Source organism: Pseudomonas sp. NFACC02 (genome assembly GCF_900110765.1).
In the GTDB taxonomy this organism is placed as follows: Bacteria; Pseudomonadota; Gammaproteobacteria; order Pseudomonadales; family Pseudomonadaceae; genus Aquipseudomonas.
The window spans coordinates 13,517-35,856 of sequence record NZ_FOEO01000043.1 but is presented as its reverse complement, the minus strand read 5'-3'; the positions used below and the strand labels follow the sequence as shown (position 1 = coordinate 35,856).

20 protein-coding genes are annotated in these 22,340 nt (G+C 58.7%); 14 read left to right on the top strand and 6 right to left on the bottom strand.

All coding sequences use genetic code 11. From position 1 onward, the window contains the following. Positions 1-151: 151 nt before the first annotated feature. The 3 genes from BMY73_RS23480 to BMY73_RS23470 are packed head-to-tail and all read right to left on the bottom strand — an operon-like array spanning position 152 to position 2,656. Positions 152-922, bottom strand: coding sequence for a DnaJ domain-containing protein (locus tag BMY73_RS23480; RefSeq protein ID WP_092410111.1), 771 nt, complete (start codon positions 920-922; stop codon positions 152-154). Beyond that, positions 923-1,591, bottom strand: coding sequence for an N-acetylmuramate alpha-1-phosphate uridylyltransferase MurU (gene murU / locus BMY73_RS23475; protein WP_092410109.1), 669 nt, complete (start codon positions 1,589-1,591; stop codon positions 923-925). It lies immediately after the preceding gene. Positions 1,592-1,639: 48 nt separating this feature from the next. Then, on the bottom strand, positions 1,640-2,656 hold the full coding sequence (locus BMY73_RS23470) for an aminoglycoside phosphotransferase family protein (RefSeq protein WP_092410107.1): 1,017 nt from the start codon (positions 2,654-2,656) through the stop codon (positions 1,640-1,642). 129 nt (positions 2,657-2,785) lie between these two features. Here BMY73_RS23470 and BMY73_RS23465 point away from each other — a divergent pair, with 129 nt between their 5' ends. From BMY73_RS23465 to BMY73_RS23415, 11 genes are all read left to right on the top strand, one after another. After that, positions 2,786-5,590 (top strand): LPS-assembly protein LptD, encoded by a 2,805-nt coding sequence (locus BMY73_RS23465; RefSeq protein WP_092410105.1) that lies wholly within the window; start codon positions 2,786-2,788, stop codon positions 5,588-5,590. Beyond that, positions 5,571-6,893: a peptidylprolyl isomerase gene (locus BMY73_RS23460; protein WP_062385200.1), complete on the top strand. Its 1,323-nt coding sequence runs from the start codon at positions 5,571-5,573 to the stop codon at positions 6,891-6,893. Before BMY73_RS23465 ends, BMY73_RS23460 begins: the two co-directional genes overlap by 20 nt. After that, positions 6,890-7,879, top strand: coding sequence for a 4-hydroxythreonine-4-phosphate dehydrogenase PdxA (pdxA, locus tag BMY73_RS23455; RefSeq protein ID WP_092410101.1), 990 nt, complete (start codon positions 6,890-6,892; stop codon positions 7,877-7,879). The genes BMY73_RS23460 and pdxA overlap by 4 nt, the downstream gene beginning before the upstream one ends. Next, positions 7,876-8,682, top strand: coding sequence for a 16S rRNA (adenine(1518)-N(6)/adenine(1519)-N(6))-dimethyltransferase RsmA (rsmA, locus tag BMY73_RS23450; RefSeq protein WP_092410099.1), 807 nt, complete (start codon positions 7,876-7,878; stop codon positions 8,680-8,682). Before pdxA ends, rsmA begins: the two co-directional genes overlap by 4 nt. A 118-nt stretch (positions 8,683-8,800) precedes the next feature. Further along, the gene (gene apaG / locus BMY73_RS23445) at positions 8,801-9,181 is read left to right on the top strand and encodes a Co2+/Mg2+ efflux protein ApaG (protein ID WP_062385205.1); all 381 of its coding nucleotides are present in this window, start codon (positions 8,801-8,803) and stop codon (positions 9,179-9,181) included. After that, the gene (locus BMY73_RS23440; protein ID WP_092410097.1) at positions 9,181-10,062 is read left to right on the top strand and encodes a symmetrical bis(5'-nucleosyl)-tetraphosphatase; all 882 of its coding nucleotides are present in this window, start codon (positions 9,181-9,183) and stop codon (positions 10,060-10,062) included. Before apaG ends, BMY73_RS23440 begins: the two co-directional genes overlap by 1 nt. Positions 10,063-10,118: 56 nt before the next feature. Then, a complete protein-coding gene (glpE, locus tag BMY73_RS23435; RefSeq protein ID WP_092410095.1) occupies positions 10,119-10,439 on the top strand; it encodes a thiosulfate sulfurtransferase GlpE in 321 nt (106 codons plus the stop codon). Positions 10,440-10,726: 287 nt separating this feature from the next. Continuing rightward, the gene (locus BMY73_RS23430; RefSeq protein WP_062385212.1) at positions 10,727-12,649 is read left to right on the top strand and encodes a PrkA family serine protein kinase; all 1,923 of its coding nucleotides are present in this window, start codon (positions 10,727-10,729) and stop codon (positions 12,647-12,649) included. A gap of 170 nt (positions 12,650-12,819) precedes the next feature. Then, complete coding sequence (locus BMY73_RS23425; RefSeq protein ID WP_062385214.1) at positions 12,820-14,091, top strand: YeaH/YhbH family protein; 1,272 nt, start codon at positions 12,820-12,822, stop codon at positions 14,089-14,091. After that, complete coding sequence (locus BMY73_RS23420; protein WP_062385215.1) at positions 14,088-15,650, top strand: SpoVR family protein; 1,563 nt, start codon at positions 14,088-14,090, stop codon at positions 15,648-15,650. Before BMY73_RS23425 ends, BMY73_RS23420 begins: the two co-directional genes overlap by 4 nt. A gap of 70 nt (positions 15,651-15,720) precedes the next feature. After that, entirely contained in the window at positions 15,721-16,950 is a 1,230-nt protein-coding gene (locus tag BMY73_RS23415; RefSeq protein WP_062385216.1) for a multifunctional CCA addition/repair protein, read from the top strand. A gap of 97 nt (positions 16,951-17,047) precedes the next feature. Here BMY73_RS23415 and folK read toward each other — a convergent pair whose 3' ends face one another. After that, entirely contained in the window at positions 17,048-17,581 is a 534-nt protein-coding gene (gene folK, locus BMY73_RS23410; protein ID WP_092410093.1) for a 2-amino-4-hydroxy-6-hydroxymethyldihydropteridine diphosphokinase, read from the bottom strand. Beyond that, on the bottom strand, positions 17,572-17,925 hold the full coding sequence (folB, locus tag BMY73_RS23405; RefSeq protein ID WP_092410091.1) for a dihydroneopterin aldolase: 354 nt from the start codon (positions 17,923-17,925) through the stop codon (positions 17,572-17,574). The genes folK and folB overlap by 10 nt, the downstream gene beginning before the upstream one ends. Before the next feature lie 74 nt (positions 17,926-17,999). Here folB and plsY point away from each other — a divergent pair, with 74 nt between their 5' ends. Then, positions 18,000-18,569 carry a glycerol-3-phosphate 1-O-acyltransferase PlsY gene (gene plsY / locus BMY73_RS23400; RefSeq protein WP_175500239.1) on the top strand — a complete coding sequence of 190 codons (570 nt, stop codon included), beginning with the start codon at positions 18,000-18,002 and terminating at the stop codon, positions 18,567-18,569. Positions 18,570-18,623: 54 nt separating this feature from the next. Here the strand turns inward: plsY and tsaD are convergent, their stop codons facing one another. Then, entirely contained in the window at positions 18,624-19,649 is a 1,026-nt protein-coding gene (gene tsaD, locus BMY73_RS23395) for a tRNA (adenosine(37)-N6)-threonylcarbamoyltransferase complex transferase subunit TsaD (RefSeq protein ID WP_062385551.1), read from the bottom strand. 196 nt (positions 19,650-19,845) lie between these two features. Here tsaD and rpsU point away from each other — a divergent pair, with 196 nt between their 5' ends. Together rpsU and dnaG are read left to right on the top strand one after the other, a co-directional pair. After that, on the top strand, positions 19,846-20,061 hold the full coding sequence (gene rpsU, locus BMY73_RS23390) for a 30S ribosomal protein S21 (RefSeq protein ID WP_002551877.1): 216 nt from the start codon (positions 19,846-19,848) through the stop codon (positions 20,059-20,061). A 246-nt stretch (positions 20,062-20,307) separates the two neighbouring features. Then, on the top strand, positions 20,308-22,278 hold the full coding sequence (gene dnaG / locus BMY73_RS23385; protein WP_062385223.1) for a DNA primase: 1,971 nt from the start codon (positions 20,308-20,310) through the stop codon (positions 22,276-22,278). Positions 22,279-22,340: the final 62 nt, after the last annotated feature.

Here is a 22,340-nt window from a genome sequence, read left to right as displayed (position 1 = left end):
GCAATGGGTCAGCAACATCTATGGCAACTGACACACCGCTTTCGCGGCCCTCGTAACCTCGGACGGCTCCCACAGGGTTCGTGTCGGTCCGAATACATGAGGACGACGCCGATACTGTGTGATCCGGCTCAAAAATCAGACGGAAACAGGTTCACCGAAACCCGCGCTTGTCCTTGATCACGGCATAGGCACTGTGCAGCTCTCGCGTTCTTTCAGTCGCATCACGCACCTGCAGTGGATTGGCACCCAGGCCGGCGACCTTGTCTGGGTGGTGACGGCTCAATAAGCGGCGGTACGCACGCTTGATCTGTGCGGGCTCCGCATCTGCCCTGACGCCCAGCAGGCGCAACGCCTCTTGATACTCGCCACCACTGCTCGCCGGCGCACGCGCTCGCTGTTCGTCTTCCTTCGAGGACAGCGCCTCAACCTTGTCGGCAGGCCAGCCCAGCCATTTGCCCCACAGCACGATCAACTCACGCTCCGCGCGCGTGGCCTTGCCGTCTGCCCAGGCCATACGCCAGCAGGCGCGCAACACCCCTTCGGCCGCATTTGGCTGCGGTTTCAGCCGTGTCAGGTGTACGCGCAGATTATCGCGACCGTCCTTACCGCGATTGAACGCCGCAATCGCCCGGCGCTTGGCGGGATCGCTCATGTCCATTCGCTGCATCTCGATGCGCGCTTGTTGAATATGACCGTCAACGACCCGGCCGTCACTTTTGGCCAGCCGACCCAGCAAGATGAAAATCAGCTCATCGTCACGCGGAACACTGCGTCCGCTGATGCGCTCACGCAGTTCGGCCAGGCTCTGCACATGCAGGCGCCGGTCAAGCGCCTGCCCCAACAAAGCCCCCAGCATGGCGCCCGGAATGCTCGCAATCGCATACCCGACGCCACCGCCCATCACAGTAAAAGGCCAGAGCATCTAGGGTTTCACCGCAAGAATCTGTTCGACTTCCGCCAAGCGTTCATGGGTTCCGACATCCACCCAGCGCCCGGTGAAATGCTCACCGGTCACTCGCCCCTTGCCCATCGCGTCGCGCAACAACGGCGCGAGCTTGAACGCCCCCGCGTTGCAGCCGGCGAATAGTTGTGGGTGCAAAATGGCAATGCCGCTGTAGGTTAGCCGCGGCAGGCTGGCGTCATCCCGAACCTCGCCACCCACCAACGCGAAATCACCGGCAGGGTGATGCAGCGGGTTGTCCACCAAGACCAGGTGCGCCAGACCGTTGATCGGCGCCTTCAGTGGCGCGAAATCGCAATCGGTCCAGATGTCGCCGTTGACCACCAGAAACGGTTCATCGCCCAGCAACGGCAGCGCACGAAAAATGCCTCCGCCGGTTTCAAGCGGCTCGCCTTCGGGCGAATAGGCGATGTTCAACCCCAGACGCTGCCCGTCGCCCAGGTAATCCTCGATCTGCTGGCCGAGCCAGGCGTGGTTGATCACCACCTCAGTGAAGCCCGCCGCCTTAAGCGCGCGCAGGTGGTATTCGATCAACGGGACACCCCCGGCACGCACCAGCGGCTTGGGCGTGTGCAGGGTCAGCGGGCGCAGGCGCTCGCCTTTGCCTGCGGCCAGAATCATCGCTTTCATGCGTCCCTCTTCCAGACAGTCTTCACATCCATTCCTTAAAACGATGGCTTATTGCTTTGACTGACCGAGACTGGTCAGCAGGTTGCTCAACTCCACCAGTTCCGGCCGGCGCGCGAGCACGGCTTCTATATAAGAGAAGAAGCGCGGTACGTCGGCAATGTAACGCGGCTTGCCATCCCGATGGCAGATGCGCGCAAAAATACCGATCACCTTCAAATGACGCTGTACGCCCATCAAATCGCTGGCACGACGAAACTCGTTGAAATCCTCTTGCACGGGAATGCCCAAGCCACCCGCTTTGTCCCAATACACTTTTAGCCAGTTTGCGACGCGCTCTTCCGGCCAGCTCAGGAAGGCATCCTTGAACAGGCAAGTGATGTCGTAGGTCACCGGGCCGTATACCGCATCCTGAAAGTCCAGCACGCCAGGGTTCTGCTCGCTGAGCATCAGGTTGCGCGGCATGTAGTCGCGGTGAACCAGCACCTTAGGCTGCGCCAGCGCACTGTCGATCAACAGTTCACTGACCCGTTGCCAACTGGCGTGCTGAGCCGCGTCGAACTCGATACCCAAATGACGCTTCACGTACCACTCAGGAAAAAGCTCAAGCTCACGGCGCAGCAGCGCGACATCGTAACTGGGCAATGGCGCGTCCATCGGCAACCGCTGATAAGCCAGCAATGCATCGATGGCATCGGCGAACAATTGATCGGCATTGTGTTCATCGATGACGTCGAGAAAGGTTTTTCTGCCCAGATCGTTCAGCAGGAGAAAGCCTTGATTCAGGTCTTCGGCATAAATTTTCGGAACATTAATGCCTGATTCGCTCAATAAATGAGCGACATCAACGAAGGGTTTGCAGTTTTCCTGAGGAGGTGGAGCGTCCATCACGATAAAAGTGCGGCCCTCGCCCTCCCAACGGAAATAACGTCGAAAACTTGCATCACTGCTGGCCGCAGTCAACGTGGCCGGGGGTATGGCGCCCCAGCCTTGCGCCAAAAACAACTTCGGCAGCTGCTCATCGAGCCAACTTTTCAGGTGTTGCAGGCGTACATCTTGATCTGGCATTACAAGGGTCTCCGACGGCGCTAGCCGTCAAGCGGGTCATGCTTTATTATCCGACATCTTTTTCAGCCCATCGAGAGGCGTGCGGCCCCCCCGCGGGCAGATGGCGCGCAGGAAGCCCGGACTAATAAGATGGCATTGAAATCCCCCGCGTTTCGTAAAAAATTTCCGTTGCTCGTAACCGGCAGTTTGCTGGCGATGCAACCTCTGGCCACCCAGTACGTGGTTGCAGCTGAACAGTATGACTGCTCGGTGTCTGCAACAGGTTCCTGGGATTGCTCTCCAAAAACCACTGCAGCCCAGTTGCCTCCGCGGCCGGTGCACGACGCCAACAGCGTGTCGTCCAACACCAGCACGGCGACTGAGGGCACGACCACGACCGAAAGCGGTGAGGTGGTGCCCAAAACGATGCTCGTCACCGAAGCCAAGGGTCGTGGCCTGAAATCGCGCAGTGCCGACTACAGTCACCTGGACTGGGTTCCACGCGAGAAGCTGACCGCTGCCCAACTGGCGGAAACCGGTCCTTACTGCTCCGGCGCCTACATCGAGCCGATTCGTCCGGGCATGGACGACAAGACCGCCAAGAGCGACGCGCCGACCTTCATCGGCGCCAAGGCTTCGCGTTATCAGCAGGAAGAACAGATCGCGACCCTGGCCGGTGACGTCGTCATGCGCCAGGGCAGCATGCAGGTCGAATCCGAAGAAGCGAGCCTGCACCAGGCTGAAAACCGTGGCGAGCTGAACGGCAACGTCCGTCTGCGCGACAACGGCGCGCTGATCGTCGGTGACCACGCCGAAGTCCAGTTGGACACCGGCGAAGCGAAGGTCGATAACGCCGAATACGTGCTGCACAAATCCAACGTGCGGGGTAACGCGCTGTACGCTCGCCGCGCAGAGAACGCGATCATCCGTTTGAAGGACGGTACGTACACCACGTGCGAACCAAACAGCAACGCCTGGACGGTAAAGGGCAACAACATCACCCTGAACCCGGCCACCGGTTTCGGTACCGCGACCAATGCCACCTTGCGTGTGAAGGACATTCCGATCCTCTACACCCCGTATATCTATTTCCCGATCGACGACCGTCGCCAGTCCGGCTTCCTGCCACCGACCATCGGTGCCAGCAGCGACACCGGCTTCTCGTTGCTCACCCCGTACTACTTCAACCTGGCGCCCAACTACGACGCCACGTTGTACCCGACGTACATGGCCAAACGTGGTCTGTTGCTTGAAGGCGAGTTCCGTTACCTGACCAAGAGCAGTGAAGGTCAGTTCGGTGCGGCTTACCTGAACGACGACAACGATGATCGCAAGCTGCAGTCTGACTACAAAGACACGCGCTGGATGATCAACTGGCAGAACCGCAGCGGCCTGGATGAGCGCCTGACTGCGCATGTCGATTACACCAAGGTCAGCGATCCTTACTACTTCAAGGACCTGAAGAGTGGTCAGGAAGGCGTCAGCACGCACGACTACCTGAATCAGCAGGGTGATCTGACGTATCGCGGCGATAGCTATCAGGCACGTCTGAACGTTCAGCAGTATCAGTTGACCACCGTCACTCAGACCACGCCTTATGGTCGTCTCCCACAGCTGACGCTGGATGGGACCCTTCCATTTAATCCAGGTGGCCTGAAGTTCGATTACAACACTGAGCTGGTTCGCTTTGATCGTGACCTGCGCACCGGCAATTACATTGATGAAGACGGCTTCCCGAGCTCACGCCTGGATAACTCCGTCTTCGGCATCGAACGTGCCAACGGCAACAGACTCAACCTTGCACCATCGATCAGTCTGCCGCTGACCGCCAGCTACGGTTACGTCACACCGAAACTGAAGTACGTTTACACGAAATATGATCTGGATCTGGACGGACAAGGAAAGGCCGACCTCCTCACCCAAAGGAACCTGGAAGCCGGTTATCAGCAGAGCTTCGACAACTCTGTAGACCGCTCCATCCCGATCTTCAGCGTCGACAGCGGCCTGTACTTTGACCGAAACACCAACTGGTTCGGCAAGGATTATCGCCAGACCCTGGAACCGCGGCTGTACTACCTCTATGTGCCTGAAAAAGATCAGAACGATATCCCGATTTTCGATACGGGTGAGACAACGTTTAACTACGCCTCGCTGTTCCGCGATAACCGCTTCGTCGGTTCCGACCGCATCGGTGACGAGAACAAACTCTCGCTGGGCGTGACCAACCGCTGGATCGAAGACAACGGCTTCGAGCGTCAACGCTTCAGTATCGGTCAGGCGCTTTACTTTGCAGACCGCAAGGTGCAATTGCCAGGCATCAGCTACGAAGACCGTAAAGATGCGCAGTCCGACGTGTCTCCGTACGCACTGGAATACGAATATCGCTACAACCGCGACTGGCGCCTCACTTCGGACTTCAACTGGGACCCGGACAGCCGCAGCACCCGCTCCGGCAGCGCAATGGTTCACTACCAGCCTGAAGACGAGCCAGGGAAGATCATCAACGCCGGTTACCGCTATCGCAACGACCAGGTTCGTTACGACCAGACAACCGGTCGCTGGTCTGTAGGCGGCGGCGATGCGGTTCTGCCTGACGGCTCCGTCATCAAGGATTACTACAAAATCCAGCAGCATGACTTCTCGGTCATCTGGCCGGTGGTTCCGCAGTGGAGCGCCATTGCTCGCTGGCAGTACGACTACAACCGCAGCCGCACGCTTGAGGCCTTTGGTGGTTTTGAATACGACAACTGCTGCTGGAAGCTGCGTCTGATCAACCGTTACTGGGTTGACTATGACGAATCCACTCAAGAGGTTGCGCAGAACGAGAAAGGCGACCGCGGCATTTTCCTGCAAATTGTGTTGAAGGGGCTTGGTGGCGTCGTTGGCCAAAAAGTTGAAAGCTTCCTCGACAAAGGCATCCAAGGTTATCGTGAACGTGAAGACCAAGCTTTCTGATTGTCTGCGCCCGCTAATGCTGGGCGCGCTACTCATCGGTACCGTGGCGCACGCTGAAGTGCGCCCCATCGACAAGGTTGTGGCCATCGTCGACAACGACGTGGTCATGCAAAGCCAGCTCGACCAGCGCACCCGTGAAGTTCAGCAAACCATCGCCAAGCGTGGGCAAGGTGTTCCGCCTGCCAGCGCTTTGGAGCCGCAGGTTCTGGATCGTCTGATTCTGGAAAACCTGCAACTGCAGATCGGCGAACGCTCGGGTATCCGCATTACCGATGAAGAGTTGAACCAGGCGGTCGGCACCATTGCTCAACGCAACAACATGAGCGTCGATCAGTTCAAGGCCGCACTGGCGCACGACGGTCTGTCGTTCCAAAGCGCGCGCGAACAGATTCGTCGGGAAATGATCATCAGCCGCGTGCGTCAGCGCCGGGTTGCCGAGCGCATTCAGGTGACGGAGCAGGAAGTGAAAAACTTCCTTGCCTCAGACCTGGGCAAGGCGCAGTTCTCCGAAGAGTTTCACCTGGCGAACATTCTGATTCCAACGCCTGACAGCGCAACCTCGGACCAGATCCAGGCGGCTGCCGTCAAAGCCAAGGACATCTACGGCAAGCTGCAGCAAGGCGCCAACTTCGAGCAGATCGCGATCGCCTCTTCGGCCAGCGAAAGCGCTCTGGACGGCGGGGACATGGGGTGGCGTAAAGCCGCTCAACTGCCTCCACCGTTCGGTGACATGCTCAGCTCGATGAGCCCGGGCCAGGTGACGCCACCTGCGCGTACACCGGGTGGATTCATCATTCTCAAGTTGCTGGAAAAACGCGGCGGCGAAAATCAGACCCAGATGCGCGACGAAGTTCATGTTCGTCACATCCTGATCAAACCCAGCGAAATCCGTAGCGAAGCAGAAACCAAGCTGCTGGCACAGCGCATCTACGACCGCATCCAGAACGGCGAAGACTTCGGCGAGCTGGCGAAGAATTTCTCTGAAGACCCGGGTTCGGCACTCAACGGCGGCGACATGAACTGGGTTGATCCTCGTTCGTTGGTCCCGGAATTCCGCGACGTCATGAACGAGACACCTCAGGGTGTCGTGTCCAAGCCATTCCAGACGCAGTACGGCTGGCATGTGCTGGAAGTCCTGGGTCGTCGCGCAACCGACAGCACCACCCAGGCGCGCGAGCAACAAGCAATGACCATCCTGCGTAACCGCAAGTACGACGAAGAGCTTCAAACCTGGCTGCGTCAGATCCGCGATGAAGCGTACGTGGAAATCAAGCTTCCTGGCGCCGACCAGGCTGCCAAGTGAAACCCAAGCGTTTCGCACTGACACCCGGCGAGCCCGCTGGCATAGGCCCTGACCTTTGCCTGCTGCTCGCCGAACAGTCCCAGCCTCATCCCCTGATTGCCATCACCAGTTGCGACCTGCTCACCGAGCGGGCCGCGCAACTGGGTGTGGCCGTCAGGCTGATTCCCGTTACGCCAGACGCCTGGCCTGACAACCCCGCACCTGCCGCAAGCCTGTATGTCTGGGATACCCCGCTGCAGGCGCCTGTCGTTGCCGGACAACTGAACGCAGCCAATGGCGCGTTCGTGCTGGAGACACTCACCCGTGCCGGCCAAGGCTGCATGGACGGTCACTTTGCCGGCATGATCACGGCCCCCGTACACAAAGGCGTGATCAACGAGAGCGGCATCGCGTTTTCCGGCCACACCGAGTTCCTGGCGGACCTGACGCACACCCGGCAGGTCGTGATGATGCTCGCCACCGGCGATCTGCGCGTGGCACTGGTGACGACTCACCTGCCCCTGCGCGACGTCGCTGATGCCATCACGCCGGAGCGGATCGAACGCGTGACCCGCATCCTGCACGCGGACCTGGTCAACAAGTTCGGGATTGCCCACCCCCGCATCCTGGTCTGCGGACTCAATCCGCATGCGGGCGAAAGCGGCCATCTGGGCCGCGAAGAAATCGACATCATCGAACCTACCCTGGAGCGTTTGCGCAGCGATGGCCTGGATTTGCGCGGCCCGCTGCCAGCCGACACTCTCTTTACCCCAAAATATCTGGAGCACTGCGATGCGGTGCTGGCGATGTACCACGACCAAGGCCTGCCCGTACTGAAGTACAAAGGCTTCGGCGCAGCCGTCAACGTCACCCTGGGCCTGCCGATCATTCGCACCTCCGTGGACCACGGCACTGCGCTGGATCTGGCAGGCAGTGGCAAGATCGACACCGGCAGCCTCAAGGTCGCGTTACAAACCGCCTACCAGATGGCTGAGACCCGTCAATGACTGAGCAATACCAACACAAAGCGCGCAAGCGATTTGGCCAGAACTTCCTGCACGACGCTGGCGTGATCGACAAAATCCTGCGATCCATTCGCGCCAAGACCGAAGACCGTATGCTGGAAATCGGCCCGGGCCAGGGCGCCCTGACCGAAGGCCTGCTGAGCAGCGGCGCTCAACTGGACGTGGTAGAGCTGGACAAGGATCTGGTGCCGATCCTCATGCAGCAGTTCAGCGCCATGCCGAACTTCAACCTGCATCAGGGTGACGCCCTGAAGTTCGACTTCACCCGCCTGAACGCGGCCCCCGGCAGCCTGCGGGTCGTTGGCAACCTGCCCTATAACATCTCCACGCCGCTGATCTTCCATCTGTTGCAAAACGCTCACCTCATCCGTGACATGCACTTCATGCTGCAAAAGGAAGTCGTCGAGCGTCTGGCCGCGGGTCCTGGCGGCGGCGACTGGGGCCGTCTGTCGATCATGGTTCAGTACCACTGCCGCGTGGAACACTTGTTCAACGTGGGGCCTGGCGCGTTCAACCCGCCGCCGAAAGTCGACTCCGCCATTGTCCGGCTCGTTCCGCATGAAACGCTTCCGCACCCGGCCAAGGACCATCGCGTGCTTGAACGACTCGTCCGCGAAGCCTTCAACCAGCGGCGCAAGACCTTGCGCAATACCCTGAAGGCCCTGCTCAACAGCGATGAAATCGCCGAGGCAGGCGTGGATGGCAGCCTGCGTCCCGAGCAACTGGACCTGGCCGCATTCGTCCGTCTGGCTGACAAACTCACCGAAAAGCCTGTCGTCGGCTAATGCCTCAGGACAGGTGGCGGACCAGGCAGCGATTGGTTTTTTACCCGCCACATGTCCTAGACTGAGTCCTCACCGGGCTTTTCCGGCTTTTTCCGCTTTCGCTTTCAAGGCCTCTTGCATGTCCGATCCTCGTTATCAGATCGACGTCAGCGTCGTCACCCGCTTCCTCGCAGAACAATCGCAGCCTGAGCAAAACCGCTTTGCCTTCGCCTATACCGTCACCGTGCATAACAACGGTGAGCTGCCGGCCAAGCTATTGTCGCGTCATTGGGTGATCACCGATGGCGACGGCCATGTCGAAGAGGTGCGCGGCGAAGGCGTGGTCGGCCAGCAACCGCTGATTCAAGCGGGACAAAGCCATACGTACAGCAGCGGCACCGTCATGACCACCAAGGTGGGCAACATGCAGGGCAGTTATCAGATGTTGGCCGAAGACGGCAAACGCTTCGACGCGATCATTGCTCCCTTCCGCCTGGCGGTGCCGGGGGCGCTTCACTGATGACGATTTATGCGGTCGGCGACCTTCAAGGTTGCCTTGAACCTCTGAAATGCCTGCTTCAACGCGTGTCGTTTCAACCGGGCAAAGACACACTCTGGCTGGTGGGCGATCTCGTCAACCGGGGCCCCCAGTCGCTGGAAACGTTGCGTTTTCTCTATGCGATGCGTGACTCGGTGGTCTGCGTGCTGGGCAATCACGACCTGCACCTGTTGGCTGCCGGTCGAAATATCGAGCGTCTGAAGAAAGGCGACACGCTGCGAGAAATTCTTGAAGCGCCGGATGCCAGCGAGCTGCTCGAATGGCTGCGCCAGCAGAAACTTCTGCATTACGACGCCCAGCGGGACATCGCGCTGGTGCACGCAGGCATCCCGCCTCAATGGACGCTCAAGAAAGCGCTGCGATGTGCCGAGGAAGTCGAAGAAGCCCTGCGGGACGATAACCTGTTCGAACCCTTTCTCGACGGCATGTATGGCAACGAGCCTGCCAAGTGGGACAAGGACCTTCACGGTGTCACCCGACTGCGCGTGATCACCAACTACTTCACGCGCATGCGCTTCTGCACCGCCGACGGCAAACTGGATCTTAAAAGCAAGGAAGGTCTCGACAGCGCACCCGCCGGATATGCCCCGTGGTTCAGCCACAAGGATCGCAAGACCAAAGGCCTGAACATCATTTTCGGGCACTGGGCCGCACTCGAAGGCCGCTGCAACGAACCGGGCATCTATGCGCTCGATACCGGCTGTGTCTGGGGTAACGTCATGACGCTGCTCAACGTCGACACCCGCGAGCTGATCCGATGCGACTGCGACGAACGCGGCAACCTCGCGCCATCCACATCGGGTCATTCAGCCGCTAGCGACCGCGTCGCTGCCCAGCGTTAGAATCCCCCTTTTAGTTCTCGACAGTCCGAGAACCCAACGGCCCAGGAGCCCACGCCATGACCGACTTCAAACGCATTCCGCCGGAGCAGGCCCAGGCCCTGCGTGAACAAGGCGCCGTGCTGGTCGACGTTCGCGATGCACAGACATTCGCCAGCAATCACATCCCGGATTCGCACCATCTGGACAACCATTCCATTGCCGACTTCATTCGCAATGCCGACCTCGACAAACCGCTCGTCGTCGTCTGCTATCACGGCAACTCCAGTCAGAGCGCAGCAGCCTATCTTGTAGGTCAGGGCTTCTCTGAGGTCTACAGCATGGATGGCGGATTCGAGCTGTGGAAAAACACTTTCCCGAGCCAAACCGCGCAAGGCTGATCGAAAAATATTTTTTCGGTACGCGAGGCCGCGTTCTACGCGGCTTCGCGCGTCCAACTGACGAACGGTCCCCCTTCATTCATACGCCTTCCTTCTTTCTGTGTGCGAATCCGAACTATCCTTAGCCTCAGGCCATCCGAATCAGGGGAGAGCCGGTACACCGGCGCGTGGGTCATCGGTAGCTACTTTTATGGTGTTTGGGGGGTAATGGTTTCTGAGTGATCAGATGCCAGCCAGCATCGACTGACGATCCGCCGCCGGCTCCACGTATCGAGCGAGGTGACGTCATGAGTATTTTTAGCCACTTCCAACAACGCTTTGAATCGACACGCCAGGAAGAGCTCTCGCTACAGGAGTACTTGGAGCTCTGCAAAACCGACCGCAGCGCATACGCCTCAGCCGCAGAACGCCTTCTGATGGCCATCGGCGAGCCTGAGTTGTTCGACACCTCGACCAACTCCAGGCTGTCCAGAATCTTCTCCAACAAAGTCATTCGGCGCTATCCGGCGTTCGAGGATTTCCATGGCATGGAGGACTGCATCGAGCAAATCGTCTCGTACTTCCGCCACGCCGCCCAAGGTCTGGAAGAGAAGAAACAGATCCTCTACCTGCTCGGCCCCGTAGGCGGCGGCAAGTCGTCCCTGGCTGAAAAACTCAAACAGCTCGTTGAAAAAATACCTTTCTACGCCATCAAGGGCTCCCCGGTTTTCGAATCGCCCCTGGGCCTGTTCAAACCCACAGAAGACGGGACGATCCTCGAAGAGGACTACGGCATCCCGCGTCGCTACCTCAACACCATCATGTCGCCATGGGCGACCAAACGTCTGGCCGAGTTCGGGGGCGACATCAGCCAGTTCAAGGTGGTCAAACTCTATCCGTCGATTCTTAACCAGATCGCCGTGGCCAAGACCGAACCGGGGGACGAAAATAACCAGGACATTTCGGCACTCGTCGGTAAGGTCGATATCCGTAAGCTTGAGGAATACCCACAAAACGACGCCGACGCCTACAGCTATTCTGGCGCGTTGTGCCGGGCCAACCAGGGCCTGATGGAATTCGTGGAGATGTTCAAGGCGCCGATCAAGGTCCTGCACCCACTGCTCACGGCAACCCAGGAAGGTAACTACAACAGTACCGAAGGCCTGGGAGCTATCCCGTTCACTGGCATTCTGCTGGCGCACTCCAACGAATCGGAGTGGCACAGCTTCCGCAACAACAAGAACAACGAAGCCTTCATCGACCGTATCTACATCGTGAAGGTGCCGTACTGCCTGCGCGTCAGCGACGAGATCAAGATTTACGACAAGTTGCTGTTCAACAGTTCGCTGGCCAAGGCGCATTGCGCGCCCGACACCCTGAAAATGCTCGCGCAATTCACGGTCCTGTCGCGGCTCAAGGAACCCGAGAACTCCAACATCTACTCGAAGATGCGTGTGTATGACGGGGAGAATCTCAAAGACACCGACCCGAAAGCCAAGTCGATTCAGGAGTACCGCGACAGCGCGGGCGTCGACGAAGGCATGAACGGTTTGTCGACCCGGTTTGCCTTCAAGATCCTGTCGAAAGTCTTCAACTTTGACCCGCACGAGGTGGCCGCCAACCCGGTCCACCTGCTTTATGTGCTGGAGCAACAGATCGAGCAGGAGCAATTCCAGGCCGAAACCCGCGAACGTTATCTGCGCTTCATCAAGGAATACCTCGCGCCGCGTTACATCGAGTTCATCGGCAAGGAAATCCAGACGGCGTACCTGGAGTCCTACAGCGAATACGGTCAAAACATCTTCGACCGCTATGTGCTGTATGCGGACTTCTGGATTCAGGATCAGGAATACCGCGATCCGGAAACCGGCGAAATCCTCAACCGCGTAGCGCTGAACGAAGAACTGGAGAAAATCGAGAAGCCGGCCGGTATCAGCAACCCGAAAGACTTCCGTAACGAGATCGTCAATTTCGTGCTGCGTGCCCGCGCCAACAATAACGGCAAGAATCCGACCTGGCTCAGCTACGAGAAGCTGCGCGTTGTGATCGAGAAGAAAATGTTCTCCAACACCGAGGACTTGCTGCCTGTTATCAGCTTCAACGCCAAAGCCAGTAAAGAGGATCAACAGAAACACAACGACTTCGTCACCCGAATGGTCGAGCGGGGCTACACCGATAAACAGGTACGCTTGCTCTCCGAGTGGTATCTGCGCGTCAGGAAGTCGCAATAAAGCAGCAGAGAAGCAGCGACAAGTTGCAAGCTTCAAGCGGCAAGCCAAAAGCAGTCCGGTGCGCTGGATGAGGCACCGGCTGAGTTGAGGCCTGCCGCCTGGGGCGGGTAATTTGCAATCAAACTTGCAGCTTGCGGCTTAAAGCTTGCAGCTCCCCGAAGGGGCCCCCTATGAGCTATGTGATTGACCGACGTCTCAATGGCAAGAACAAGAGCACGGTAAATCGGCAGCGCTTTTTGCGCCGGTATCGTGACCACATCAAGAAAGCAGTCGAAGAAGCAGTCAGTCGCCGCTCCATCACCGATATGGAGCATGGCGAGCAGATCAGTATCCCCGGGCGCGACATCGACGAGCCGGTGCTGCACCATGGGCGCGGCGGCAAACAGACCGTTGTCCACCCGGGTAACAAAGAATTCACTACAGGCGAACACATCGCACGCCCCCAAGGCGGCGGTGGAGGCAAAGGCTCTGGCAAGGCGAGCAATTCCGGCGAAGGCATGGACGAGTTCGTCTTTCAGATCACTCAGGAGGAATTTCTCGAATTCATGTTCGAGGACCTCGAACTTCCCAACCTGGTCAAACGTAACCTGACTGGCACCGACACCTTCAAGACCGTACGCGCGGGTATCAGCAACGAAGGCAACCCGTCGCGCATCAATATCATCCGCACCCTGCGTTCGGCGCACGCTCGCCGCATTGCATTGTCCGGCAGCAGCCGCGCCAAGCTCAGGGAAGTGCTCGCTGAACTTGAGCGCCTGAAACGCGAAGAACCCGACAATTTCGGCGATATTCAAGAACTCGAAGTCGAAGCGCAACGCCTGCAGGCGCGCATCAAGCGCGTGCCCTACCTGGACACGTTCGACCTCAAGTACAACCTGTTGGTCAAGCAGCCCAACCCCAGCTCGAAGGCCGTCATGTTCTGCCTGATGGACGTTTCCGGCTCGATGACGCAAGCCACGAAGGACATCGCAAAACGTTTCTTCATCCTGCTGTACCTGTTTCTGAAGCGGAACTACGACAAGATTGAAGTCGTGTTCATCCGCCACCACACCAGCGCCCGGGAAGTCGACGAGGAGGAGTTCTTCTATTCCCGCGAAACCGGCGGCACGATCGTTTCCAGCGCCTTGAAGCTGATGCAGGAAATCATGGCTGAGCGCTATCCCACCAACGAGTGGAATATCTATGCGGCCCAGGCATCGGACGGCGATAACTGGAACGACGATTCACCTATCTGCCGCGACATTCTGATCAAACAGATCATGCCATTCGTGCAGTACTACACTTACGTCGAAATCACCCCGCGCGAACATCAGGCGCTGTGGTTTGAATACGAGCGTATCGGTGAGGCCTTCGCCGACACGTTCGCCCAGCAGCAGCTGGTTTCTGCCGGTGATATTTATCCGGTGTTCCGTGAACTCTTCCAGCGCAGGTTAGTGACATGACCGCTAGAGAGCAGAAGCGCCAACCCCTTTCCACGGGTTCAGAGTGGACGTTCGAGCTGATCCAGGCCTATGACCGGGAAATCAGTCGCATCGCCGAACGTTATGCACTGGACACCTACCCTAACCAGATCGAAGTCATCACCGCCGAGCAGATGATGGACGCTTACGCGTCGGTGGGCATGCCGCTGGGTTATCACCACTGGTCCTACGGCAAACACTTCCTCAGCACGGAGAAATCCTACTCCCGGGGCCAGATGGGGCTGGCTTACGAGATCGTTATCAATTCCGACCCGTGCATCGCCTACCTGATGGAGGAAAACACCATCTGCATGCAGGCCCTGGTTGTGGCCCATGCCTGCTATGGTCACAACAGCTTCTTCAAGGGCAACTACCTGTTCCGCACCTGGACCGACGCCAGCTCGATCATCGACTACCTGGTGTTCGCCAAGCAGTACATCATGCAGTGCGAAGAGCGCCATGGCATCGATGCCGTGGAGGATTTACTCGACTCCTGCCACGCATTGATGAACTACGGCGTTGACCGCTACAAACGCCCATACCCCATATCGGCCGAAGAAGAACGCCGTCGTCAGAAAGATCGTGAAGAGCATCTGCAAAAGCAGATCAACGACTTGTGGCGCACCATTCCCAAGAACGCCAGCAAGAACGACAAGGAGGACAACGCCCGTTTCCCCGCTGAACCCCAGGAAAACATCCTCTACTTCATCGAAAAACACGCGCCGTTACTGGAGCCGTGGCAGCGCGAAGTCGTGCGGATTGTGCGCAAGATCGCGCAGTATTTTTATCCACAGCGTCAGACGCAGGTGATGAACGAGGGTTGGGCGACGTTCTGGCACTACACCCTGATGAACGACTTGTACGACGAGGGCCTGGTCACTGACGGATTCATGCTCGAATTCCTGCAATCCCATACCAGCGTAGTGTTCCAGCCCGGATTCGACAGTCCGTACTACAGCGGTATCAACCCCTACACACTGGGTTTTGCCATGTACCAGGACATTCGGCGGATGTGCGAACACCCTACCGAGGAGGATTACCGCTGGTTCCCTGATCTGGCGGGCACCGATTGGCTGACAGCCGTGAAGTTTGCGATGAGCAGCTTCAAGGACGAGAGTTTCATCCTGCAGTACCTGTCGCCGAAGGTCATCCGCGATCTGAAATTGTTCAGCATCCTGGACGATGACCAGAAAGACGACCTGCTGGTCCCGGCGATCCATGACGAGTCTGGCTACAGGATCATCCGCGAAACACTGGCCGCGCAGTACAACCTGGGCAACCGTGAACCGAACGTGCAGATCTACAGTATCGACCGCCGTGGTGATCGCTCGCTGACTCTGCGCCACCAGCAACATGACCGCAAACCCTTGGGTGATTCCACCGATGAGGTGCTCAAACACCTGCATCGTTTGTGGGGTTTCGACATTCATCTGGAGACGCTGCAAGGCGATCAGGTCATGAAAACCCACCATGTACCCCCAAGAAGCGAACACGCTGACAGTGAGTATCCCCGGCTCGATCTGGCCGTCGTTCACCTCTGACCGATAACGCGATTCTCACCTCCGCAAGCACGACTTAAGGTTTATCCTGTCGCGCTTACGGAGGTTTTTTATGCAGATCTATAAAGTTGGCGGGGCCGTTCGCGATCGCCTGCTTGGCAAGCCCGTCGCGGATACCGACTGGGTCGTCGTCGGCGCGACGACCGACGAAATGATGATCAAGGGCTATCGTCCGGTCGGGACGGACTTCCCCGTGTTTTTGCACCCGCTTACCGGCGAGGAATACGCGCTGGCGCGCACCGAACGCAAGACCGGACGGGGCTACGGTGGCTTCGTGTTTCACACCGATCCAGACGTCACACTCGAAGAAGACCTTATCCGCCGCGACCTGACGATCAATGCGATGGCGGAAGATAAAGAGGGCCACCTGACGGATCCCTACCACGGCCAACGCGATCTGGAAGCGCGCATTTTGCGCCACGTTTCTCCGGCGTTCGCAGAAGATCCGCTGCGGGTGCTGCGCGTTGCCCGCTTCGCCGCCCGCTATGCCCCCGACGGTTTCAGCATCGCACCTGAAACCATGACATTGATGCGCGAACTCAGCGCGTCCGGTGAGCTGGAGGCGTTGACGCCTGAGCGCAGCTGGAAAGAAATATCCCGCGCCCTGATGGAGCGTGAACCTCAGGTATTCATTGAGGTGCTACGTGAATGCGGCGCGCTCAAGGTGCTGATGCCGGAGATCGACGCATTGTTTGGTGTGCCTCAACCGGAGGCGCACCACCCGGAGATCGATACGGGTCTGCATGTTCTGAGCGTGCTGCATCAATCCGCCCTGCATCATCAGCCCTTGAGCGTTCGCTGGGCATGCCTGCTGCACGATCTGGGTAAAGGCCTGACGCCGGAGGAGGAATGGCCTCGGCATATCGCCCACGAACACAAAGGGTTGAAGGCCATCAAGGCCGTGAACCTGCGGTTCAAGGTGCCAAGGGATTGCCAGGAGCTGGCACTGTTGGTTGGCCAATATCACACGCACGCCCATCGCGCCCTTGAGCTAAAGCCTTCAACCTTGCTCGACTTGCTGCAAACGTTTGACGTCTACCGCCGCCCGCAGCGGTTCGAAGAGTTTATCGTCGCCTGCGAAATGGACGCGCGAGGCCGTAAGGGCTTCGAGAACCGGAGTTATCCACAGGCGGAGTATTTGCGCGGTGCGGCGCAGGCGGCGAGGCAGGTCGCGGTTCAGCCACTTCTGGACAAGGGATATCAAGGGCAAGCGCTGGGAGAAGCACTGAAGCGTGAGCGACTGGACACACTGATGGTTTATAAGGCGTCGTATCAGGGATAACGGGGATTCAATCCCTGTAGGAGTGAGCTTGCTCGCGATTGCATTGCTCCAGGCACTGCAACAGGTCTGCTAACCGTTATCGCGAGCAAGCTCACGCCTACAGGGGAGAAGCCTGAAGCAGGGAATCCGGTGTCAACGGCGCGCCGCGCCACTCAAATGCGACCGGCCAGAGCTTCTGATCAATCTGCGCCTCTGCCCACAGCCGCTCAAATGGCACCCCCACGCCTGGGTGCACTCGATCAGATGCAATCAGCGACAGCGGCCAGAGCACGAATGCGTTCTTCAGGATTTCGGCGCGGGGCAATACCAAACCGTCGAAATTACCAACGTGTTCGTCGTACAGCAGCACGTCGATGTCCAGCGGCAAGCCTTTACGATCTGGGGCATAGCGACCGTTGTCGGCCTCAATGAATTTCAGTCGACGGTCCAGTTCGATCAATGGCAGATCAGTCAGCGCCGACACCACCAGATTGAAAAAAGGCCCGCTCTTGATGCCCACCGGGTGACTTTCGAAGACGGGCGAACAGGTCATGTCGGTCAGGAAACCGGCTAACGCGTCCAGCCCGGCACACAAATGGCGCTCCCGGTCGATGTTACTGCCCAGGCCGAGGAAAATTCGTGTCAGCGACATCCGCGCTCGATCTCCACACCCACGCCCTTGGCCGCTGGCACGGCTCCCGGCTTGGTCAGTTTGAGGTGCAGCCAGGGAATGTCGAATTCGCTCATCAGGACGTCGGCCAGACGCTCGGCGAATGTTTCGACCAACTGATATTGCGCCACTTCGGCAAAGGCCTGGATGCGAGCGGAAACGCTGGCGTAGTCGAGCGCCTTGCTCAGGTCGTCACCCGCCGCAGCCGGCCGGTTGTCCCAGGCAAAACTCAGGTCCAGGCGCAGGCACTGGCGAATGCCGCGCTCCCAGTCGTAGGCGCCAATCACCGTATCGACTTCCAGACCCTCAATGAAAACTCTGTCCAAGCCTTTTTCTCCGTTACACGACAAGGGCGCGATGCGCCGTTAGAATCAAGGCATCCCCGCCCGGAATGGTTAGCATGTTTTGGTTACTGGCGATCCTCGCCTACCTGCTCGGCTCGCTGTCCTTTGCCATCCTGCTCAGTCGCCTTACCGGCAACCCGGACCCGCGTGTCAGCGGCTCGGGCAATGCCGGCGCGACCAACATGCTGCGCCTGGCCGGCAAGAAGCTCGCTATCCTGACGCTGATCGGCGACGTCTGCAAAGGCCTGATCCCCGTGTTGATTGCCAGCGGGGTCGGTCTCGACCCTCGCGAACAAGCCTGGATCGGACTTTGCGCGGTCCTCGGCCACTTGTTTCCTCTGTACTTCCGCTTCCGGGGTGGCAAAGGCGTAGCGACTGCGGCCGGCATGCTGCTGGGCCTGTACCCGCCTGCTGCTCTGCTGGCGATCACGGCCTGGCTGCTGACGTTCTACCTGACCCGCACCAGTTCACTGGCTTCGCTGATCGCCACGCCACTGACCTTGCCACTCCTCGCCTGGCAGGAGCCTCATGCGCTGTTGCCCATGACGCTGCTGACGCTGCTGATTGTCTGGCGTCATCGCGGCAATCTACGCGACCTGTTTGCCGGGCGCGAACGGCATTTCTGAATGCAAAAGATGAAAAAGGCTCATCCGAGCCTTTTTCATCACGCGAAACCCGCTTCACAACCCCGGTAACTGCTCCATCGGCCAGCGCGCCTGCACACTGATGCTCAGGCCTTCTTTCTGACCCGCCTGCAACCGTTGGCACCCGGCAAACGCAATCATCGCGCCGTTATCGGTACAGAACTCAGGACGCGCGTAATAAACGTTGCCGCCCAGACCGCTCAGCATTTTTTCCAGCGATTGCCGCAACGCTTTGTTCGCACTCACGCCGCCGGCGATCACCAGTCGCTTCATGCCAGCCTGCTTCAACGCACGCTTGCATTTGATGGTCAGAGTCTCCACCACCGCTTCCTGGAAGGCCAGTGCGATGTCGCAACGGGTTTGCTCGCCGTCGTCCCCAGCGCTCTGGCATTGTTGCCAAGTGTTCAGGGCGAAGGTTTTCAGGCCGCTGAAACTGAAGTCCAGTCCGGGACGGTCGGTCATCGGGCGCGGGAACGTGAAACGCCCCGGAACGCCTTTGAGCGCCAGACGGGAAATTTCAGGACCGCCGGGATAATTCAGCCCCATCATCTTGGCGGTTTTGTCGAACGCTTCACCGGCCGCGTCATCCAGCGTTTCGCCCAGCAGCTCATAAAGACCGATGCCGTCGACCCGAACCAGCTGGGTGTGACCGCCCGAAACCAACAAAGCGACGAACGGAAACTCAGGCGGCTGCGCTTCCAGCATCGGCGCCAGGAGATGACCCTCCATGTGGTGAACACCGAGGGCGGGAATGTCCCAGGCGAACGCCAGCGCCTGAGCGCAGGAAGCACCTACCAGCAAGGCGCCGACAAGGCCAGGACCGGCCGTGTAGGCAATCGCGTCGATCTCGGTGACGGCGCAGTCAGCCTCGGCCACCACCTGACGAATCAAGGGGAGCATGCGTTTTACGTGGTCACGGGACGCCAGCTCAGGCACCACGCCACCGTAGACGCGGTGCAGGTCGATCTGGCTGAACAATGCATCGGCAAGCAGACCGCGTTCGCTGTCGTACAGCGCAACGCCGGTCTCGTCACAGGAGGTTTCCAATCCCAGTACTAACATGGGGTACGCCTTGTAGAGGCCAATTTCGAAGGCGCGCATAATAGTCGCCGCTCATGCCTGCGACCAGCGGTTTTCGATCAGAGGCTTTGCATTCCTCGCGGCGAGGGGTTAACATCCGCAACCCTTAAAAACCGACGTACTTAGTGCAAGCGTTGCACGAGGCGTTGACCCCGGTAATGAATGAAGGTAGCTCTGGATGCCAGCCGTCAAAGTTAAAGAGAACGAACCCTTCGACGTAGCTCTGCGTCGTTTCAAGCGCTCCTGCGAAAAAGCCGGTGTTCTGGCTGAAGTTCGTAGCCGCGAATTTTACGAGAAGCCGACTTCTGAGCGTAAGCGTAAAGCAGCTGCTGCTGTTAAGCGTCACGCCAAGAAAGTTCAGCGCGAACAGCGCCGCGCCGTTCGTCTGTATTAATACAGACGTCCGTCGCAAGCTTCTGCCTCGCCCGGCCCCAAAGCCGGGCTGCCGGCAGTTGCAGTTTTAGCCTCAAGCAGCACCGACAGAGGCTGTCGACGCCGCAGATGCGACCGAGACACACCCCGTCGAACTCTTCCAGCCTGACTCAGGCCGCGTTGACCCGTCTACACTGACCAAGCAACCGTCGTTACGCTTTGGATTCGCCACGATCTTTCTGGCGGGGCGCCTGATGATGAGAACGCCATGGCCGGACTGATTCCCCAAGGTTTTATTGACGACCTTCTGAACCGCACCGACATCGTCGATGTTGTCAGCTCGCGCATTCAGCTAAAGAAAACCGGCAAGAATTTCAGTGCCTGCTGTCCTTTCCACAAGGAAAAGACACCCTCTTTCACCGTCAGCCCGGATAAACAGTTCTATTACTGCTTCGGCTGCGGCGCAGGCGGAAACGCCCTCGGCTTCATCATGGACCACGACAACCTGGATTTTCCCCAGGCAGTCGAAGACCTTGCGAAAGCCGCCGGCATGGAAGTGCCTCGCGAACAGGGCGTCAAAGGACAGAAGCCAAGGCAACCGACGGATTCGCCGCTTTACCCGCTGCTCACCGCCGCCGCCGAGTTTTACCGCGCTGCGCTGAAAAGCCACCCGACACGCAAGTCGGCAGTGGATTACCTCAAGGGCCGCGGCCTTTCCGGTGAGATTGCACGCGACTTCGGTCTGGGGTTCGCCCCGCCCGGCTGGGACAATCTCTACAAACACCTGAGCAGCGACACCCTTCAGCAAAAAGCCATGATCGATGCCGGCTTGCTGATTGAAAATGCCGAAACCGGCAAGCGTTATGACCGGTTCCGCGATCGGGTGATGTTTCCCATCCGCGACAGCCGCGGGCGAGTGATCGCATTCGGTGGACGCGTACTGGGTGATGACAAACCGAAATACCTGAACTCCCCGGAGACACCGGTGTTTCACAAAGGCCAGGAGCTTTATGGCCTGTTCGAGGCGCGTAAATATAACCGCAACCTCGACGAGATCATCGTGGTCGAAGGTTACATGGACGTCATCGCGCTCGCGCAGCAAGGTTTGCGCAACGCCGTGGCGACATTGGGTACCGCGACCAGCGAAGAACATTTGAAGCGGCTGTTCCGTGTCGTACCGAACGTGCTGTTCTGTTTCGACGGTGACCAGGCAGGTCGTAACGCCGCCTGGCGCGCGTTGGAGGCAACGCTCTCCAGCCTGCAGGATGGCCGGCGCGCCCGGTTTCTGTTTTTGCCGGAAGGTGAAGATCCGGACACGCTGGTTCGCGCCGAAGGCACGGACGCGTTCAAGGCGCGCATCAACCAGCATGCGCAACCGCTGGCCGATTACTTCTTTGAGCAACTGACCAAGGAAGCCGATCCTCGCTCGCTGGAAGGCAAGGCGCACATGGTGACGCTGGCTGCGCCACTGATCGAAAAAGTGCCGGGCGCCAACTTGCGCGAACTGATGCGCCGCCGTCTCAAGGAGATTACCGGCCTGGACACGGCCGCAGTGAACCAGCTGGTGCAGAGCGCACCACCTGAGGCGCCGCCGGTCTATGACCCGGGTTTCGACTACGATGCCGTCCCGGATTACAGCGACTATCCCCCGCACGAGGCGTACGAACCTCAGCAGGAGTGGACGCCGAAAGCCTCTGGCGGCCAGCAGAAAAAATGGGAAAACAAGCCTTGGGAAAAAGGCAAGAAGTGGGACAAGAACGGAAAACGGCCCGACTTTGAGCCCCGAACACCCCGCACACCGGCAACGGTCGAGCCACCGACACTGACAGCACTCAGGACGCTGCTGCATCACCCTGAACTGTCACAGAAAGTGGAAGACGCCAGCCATTTTGCAGCCGAGGACAACGTTTACTCGCAACTGCTGGTCGCATTGCTCGAAGCACTGCAAAAAAACCCGAAGCTGCGATCGCTGCAATTGATCGCTCGCTGGCACGGGACCGATCAGGGACGATTATTAAGACAACTGGCGGAAAAGGAATGGCTGATCTCGGCCGATAACCTTGAACAACAGTTTTTCGACACTATAACTAGCTTGTCCGCCCGCCAACGCGAGCGAAGCCTGGATCAATTGATCAGGAAGGAACGGCAGACAGGGTTGAGCGCAGATGAAAAAGTTCAGCTTCTCAACCTGTTAAATCGCAAAGTTCCTGCACAAACCCCGACCTCAACTGGCGCGTGAGGTCCGAGCTCGGGTATAATCCTCGGCTTGTTTTTTGCCCGCCAAGACCTTCAGTGGATAGG

Coding starts and splice junctions, on each gene's coding strand:
- plsY (WP_175500239.1), top strand. CDS start 18,000: ATGTTTTGGTTACTGGCGATCCTCGCCTACCTGCTCGGCTCGCTGTCC.
- BMY73_RS23420 (WP_062385215.1), top strand. CDS start 14,088: ATGACCGCTAGAGAGCAGAAGCGCCAACCCCTTTCCACGGGTTCAGAG.
- tsaD (WP_062385551.1), bottom strand. CDS start 19,649: ATGTTAGTACTGGGATTGGAAACCTCCTGTGACGAGACCGGCGTTGCG.
- BMY73_RS23440 (WP_092410097.1), top strand. CDS start 9,181: ATGACGATTTATGCGGTCGGCGACCTTCAAGGTTGCCTTGAACCTCTG.
- folK (WP_092410093.1), bottom strand. CDS start 17,581: ATGTCGCTGACACGAATTTTCCTCGGCCTGGGCAGTAACATCGACCGG.
- BMY73_RS23465 (WP_092410105.1), top strand. CDS start 2,786: ATGGCATTGAAATCCCCCGCGTTTCGTAAAAAATTTCCGTTGCTCGTA.
- BMY73_RS23480 (WP_092410111.1), bottom strand. CDS start 922: ATGCTCTGGCCTTTTACTGTGATGGGCGGTGGCGTCGGGTATGCGATT.
- apaG (WP_062385205.1), top strand. CDS start 8,801: ATGTCCGATCCTCGTTATCAGATCGACGTCAGCGTCGTCACCCGCTTC.
- glpE (WP_092410095.1), top strand. CDS start 10,119: ATGACCGACTTCAAACGCATTCCGCCGGAGCAGGCCCAGGCCCTGCGT.
- BMY73_RS23470 (WP_092410107.1), bottom strand. CDS start 2,656: ATGCCAGATCAAGATGTACGCCTGCAACACCTGAAAAGTTGGCTCGAT.
- rpsU (WP_002551877.1), top strand. CDS start 19,846: ATGCCAGCCGTCAAAGTTAAAGAGAACGAACCCTTCGACGTAGCTCTG.
- murU (WP_092410109.1), bottom strand. CDS start 1,591: ATGAAAGCGATGATTCTGGCCGCAGGCAAAGGCGAGCGCCTGCGCCCG.
- dnaG (WP_062385223.1), top strand. CDS start 20,308: ATGGCCGGACTGATTCCCCAAGGTTTTATTGACGACCTTCTGAACCGC.
- rsmA (WP_092410099.1), top strand. CDS start 7,876: ATGACTGAGCAATACCAACACAAAGCGCGCAAGCGATTTGGCCAGAAC.
- BMY73_RS23415 (WP_062385216.1), top strand. CDS start 15,721: ATGCAGATCTATAAAGTTGGCGGGGCCGTTCGCGATCGCCTGCTTGGC.
- BMY73_RS23430 (WP_062385212.1), top strand. CDS start 10,727: ATGAGTATTTTTAGCCACTTCCAACAACGCTTTGAATCGACACGCCAG.
- BMY73_RS23425 (WP_062385214.1), top strand. CDS start 12,820: ATGAGCTATGTGATTGACCGACGTCTCAATGGCAAGAACAAGAGCACG.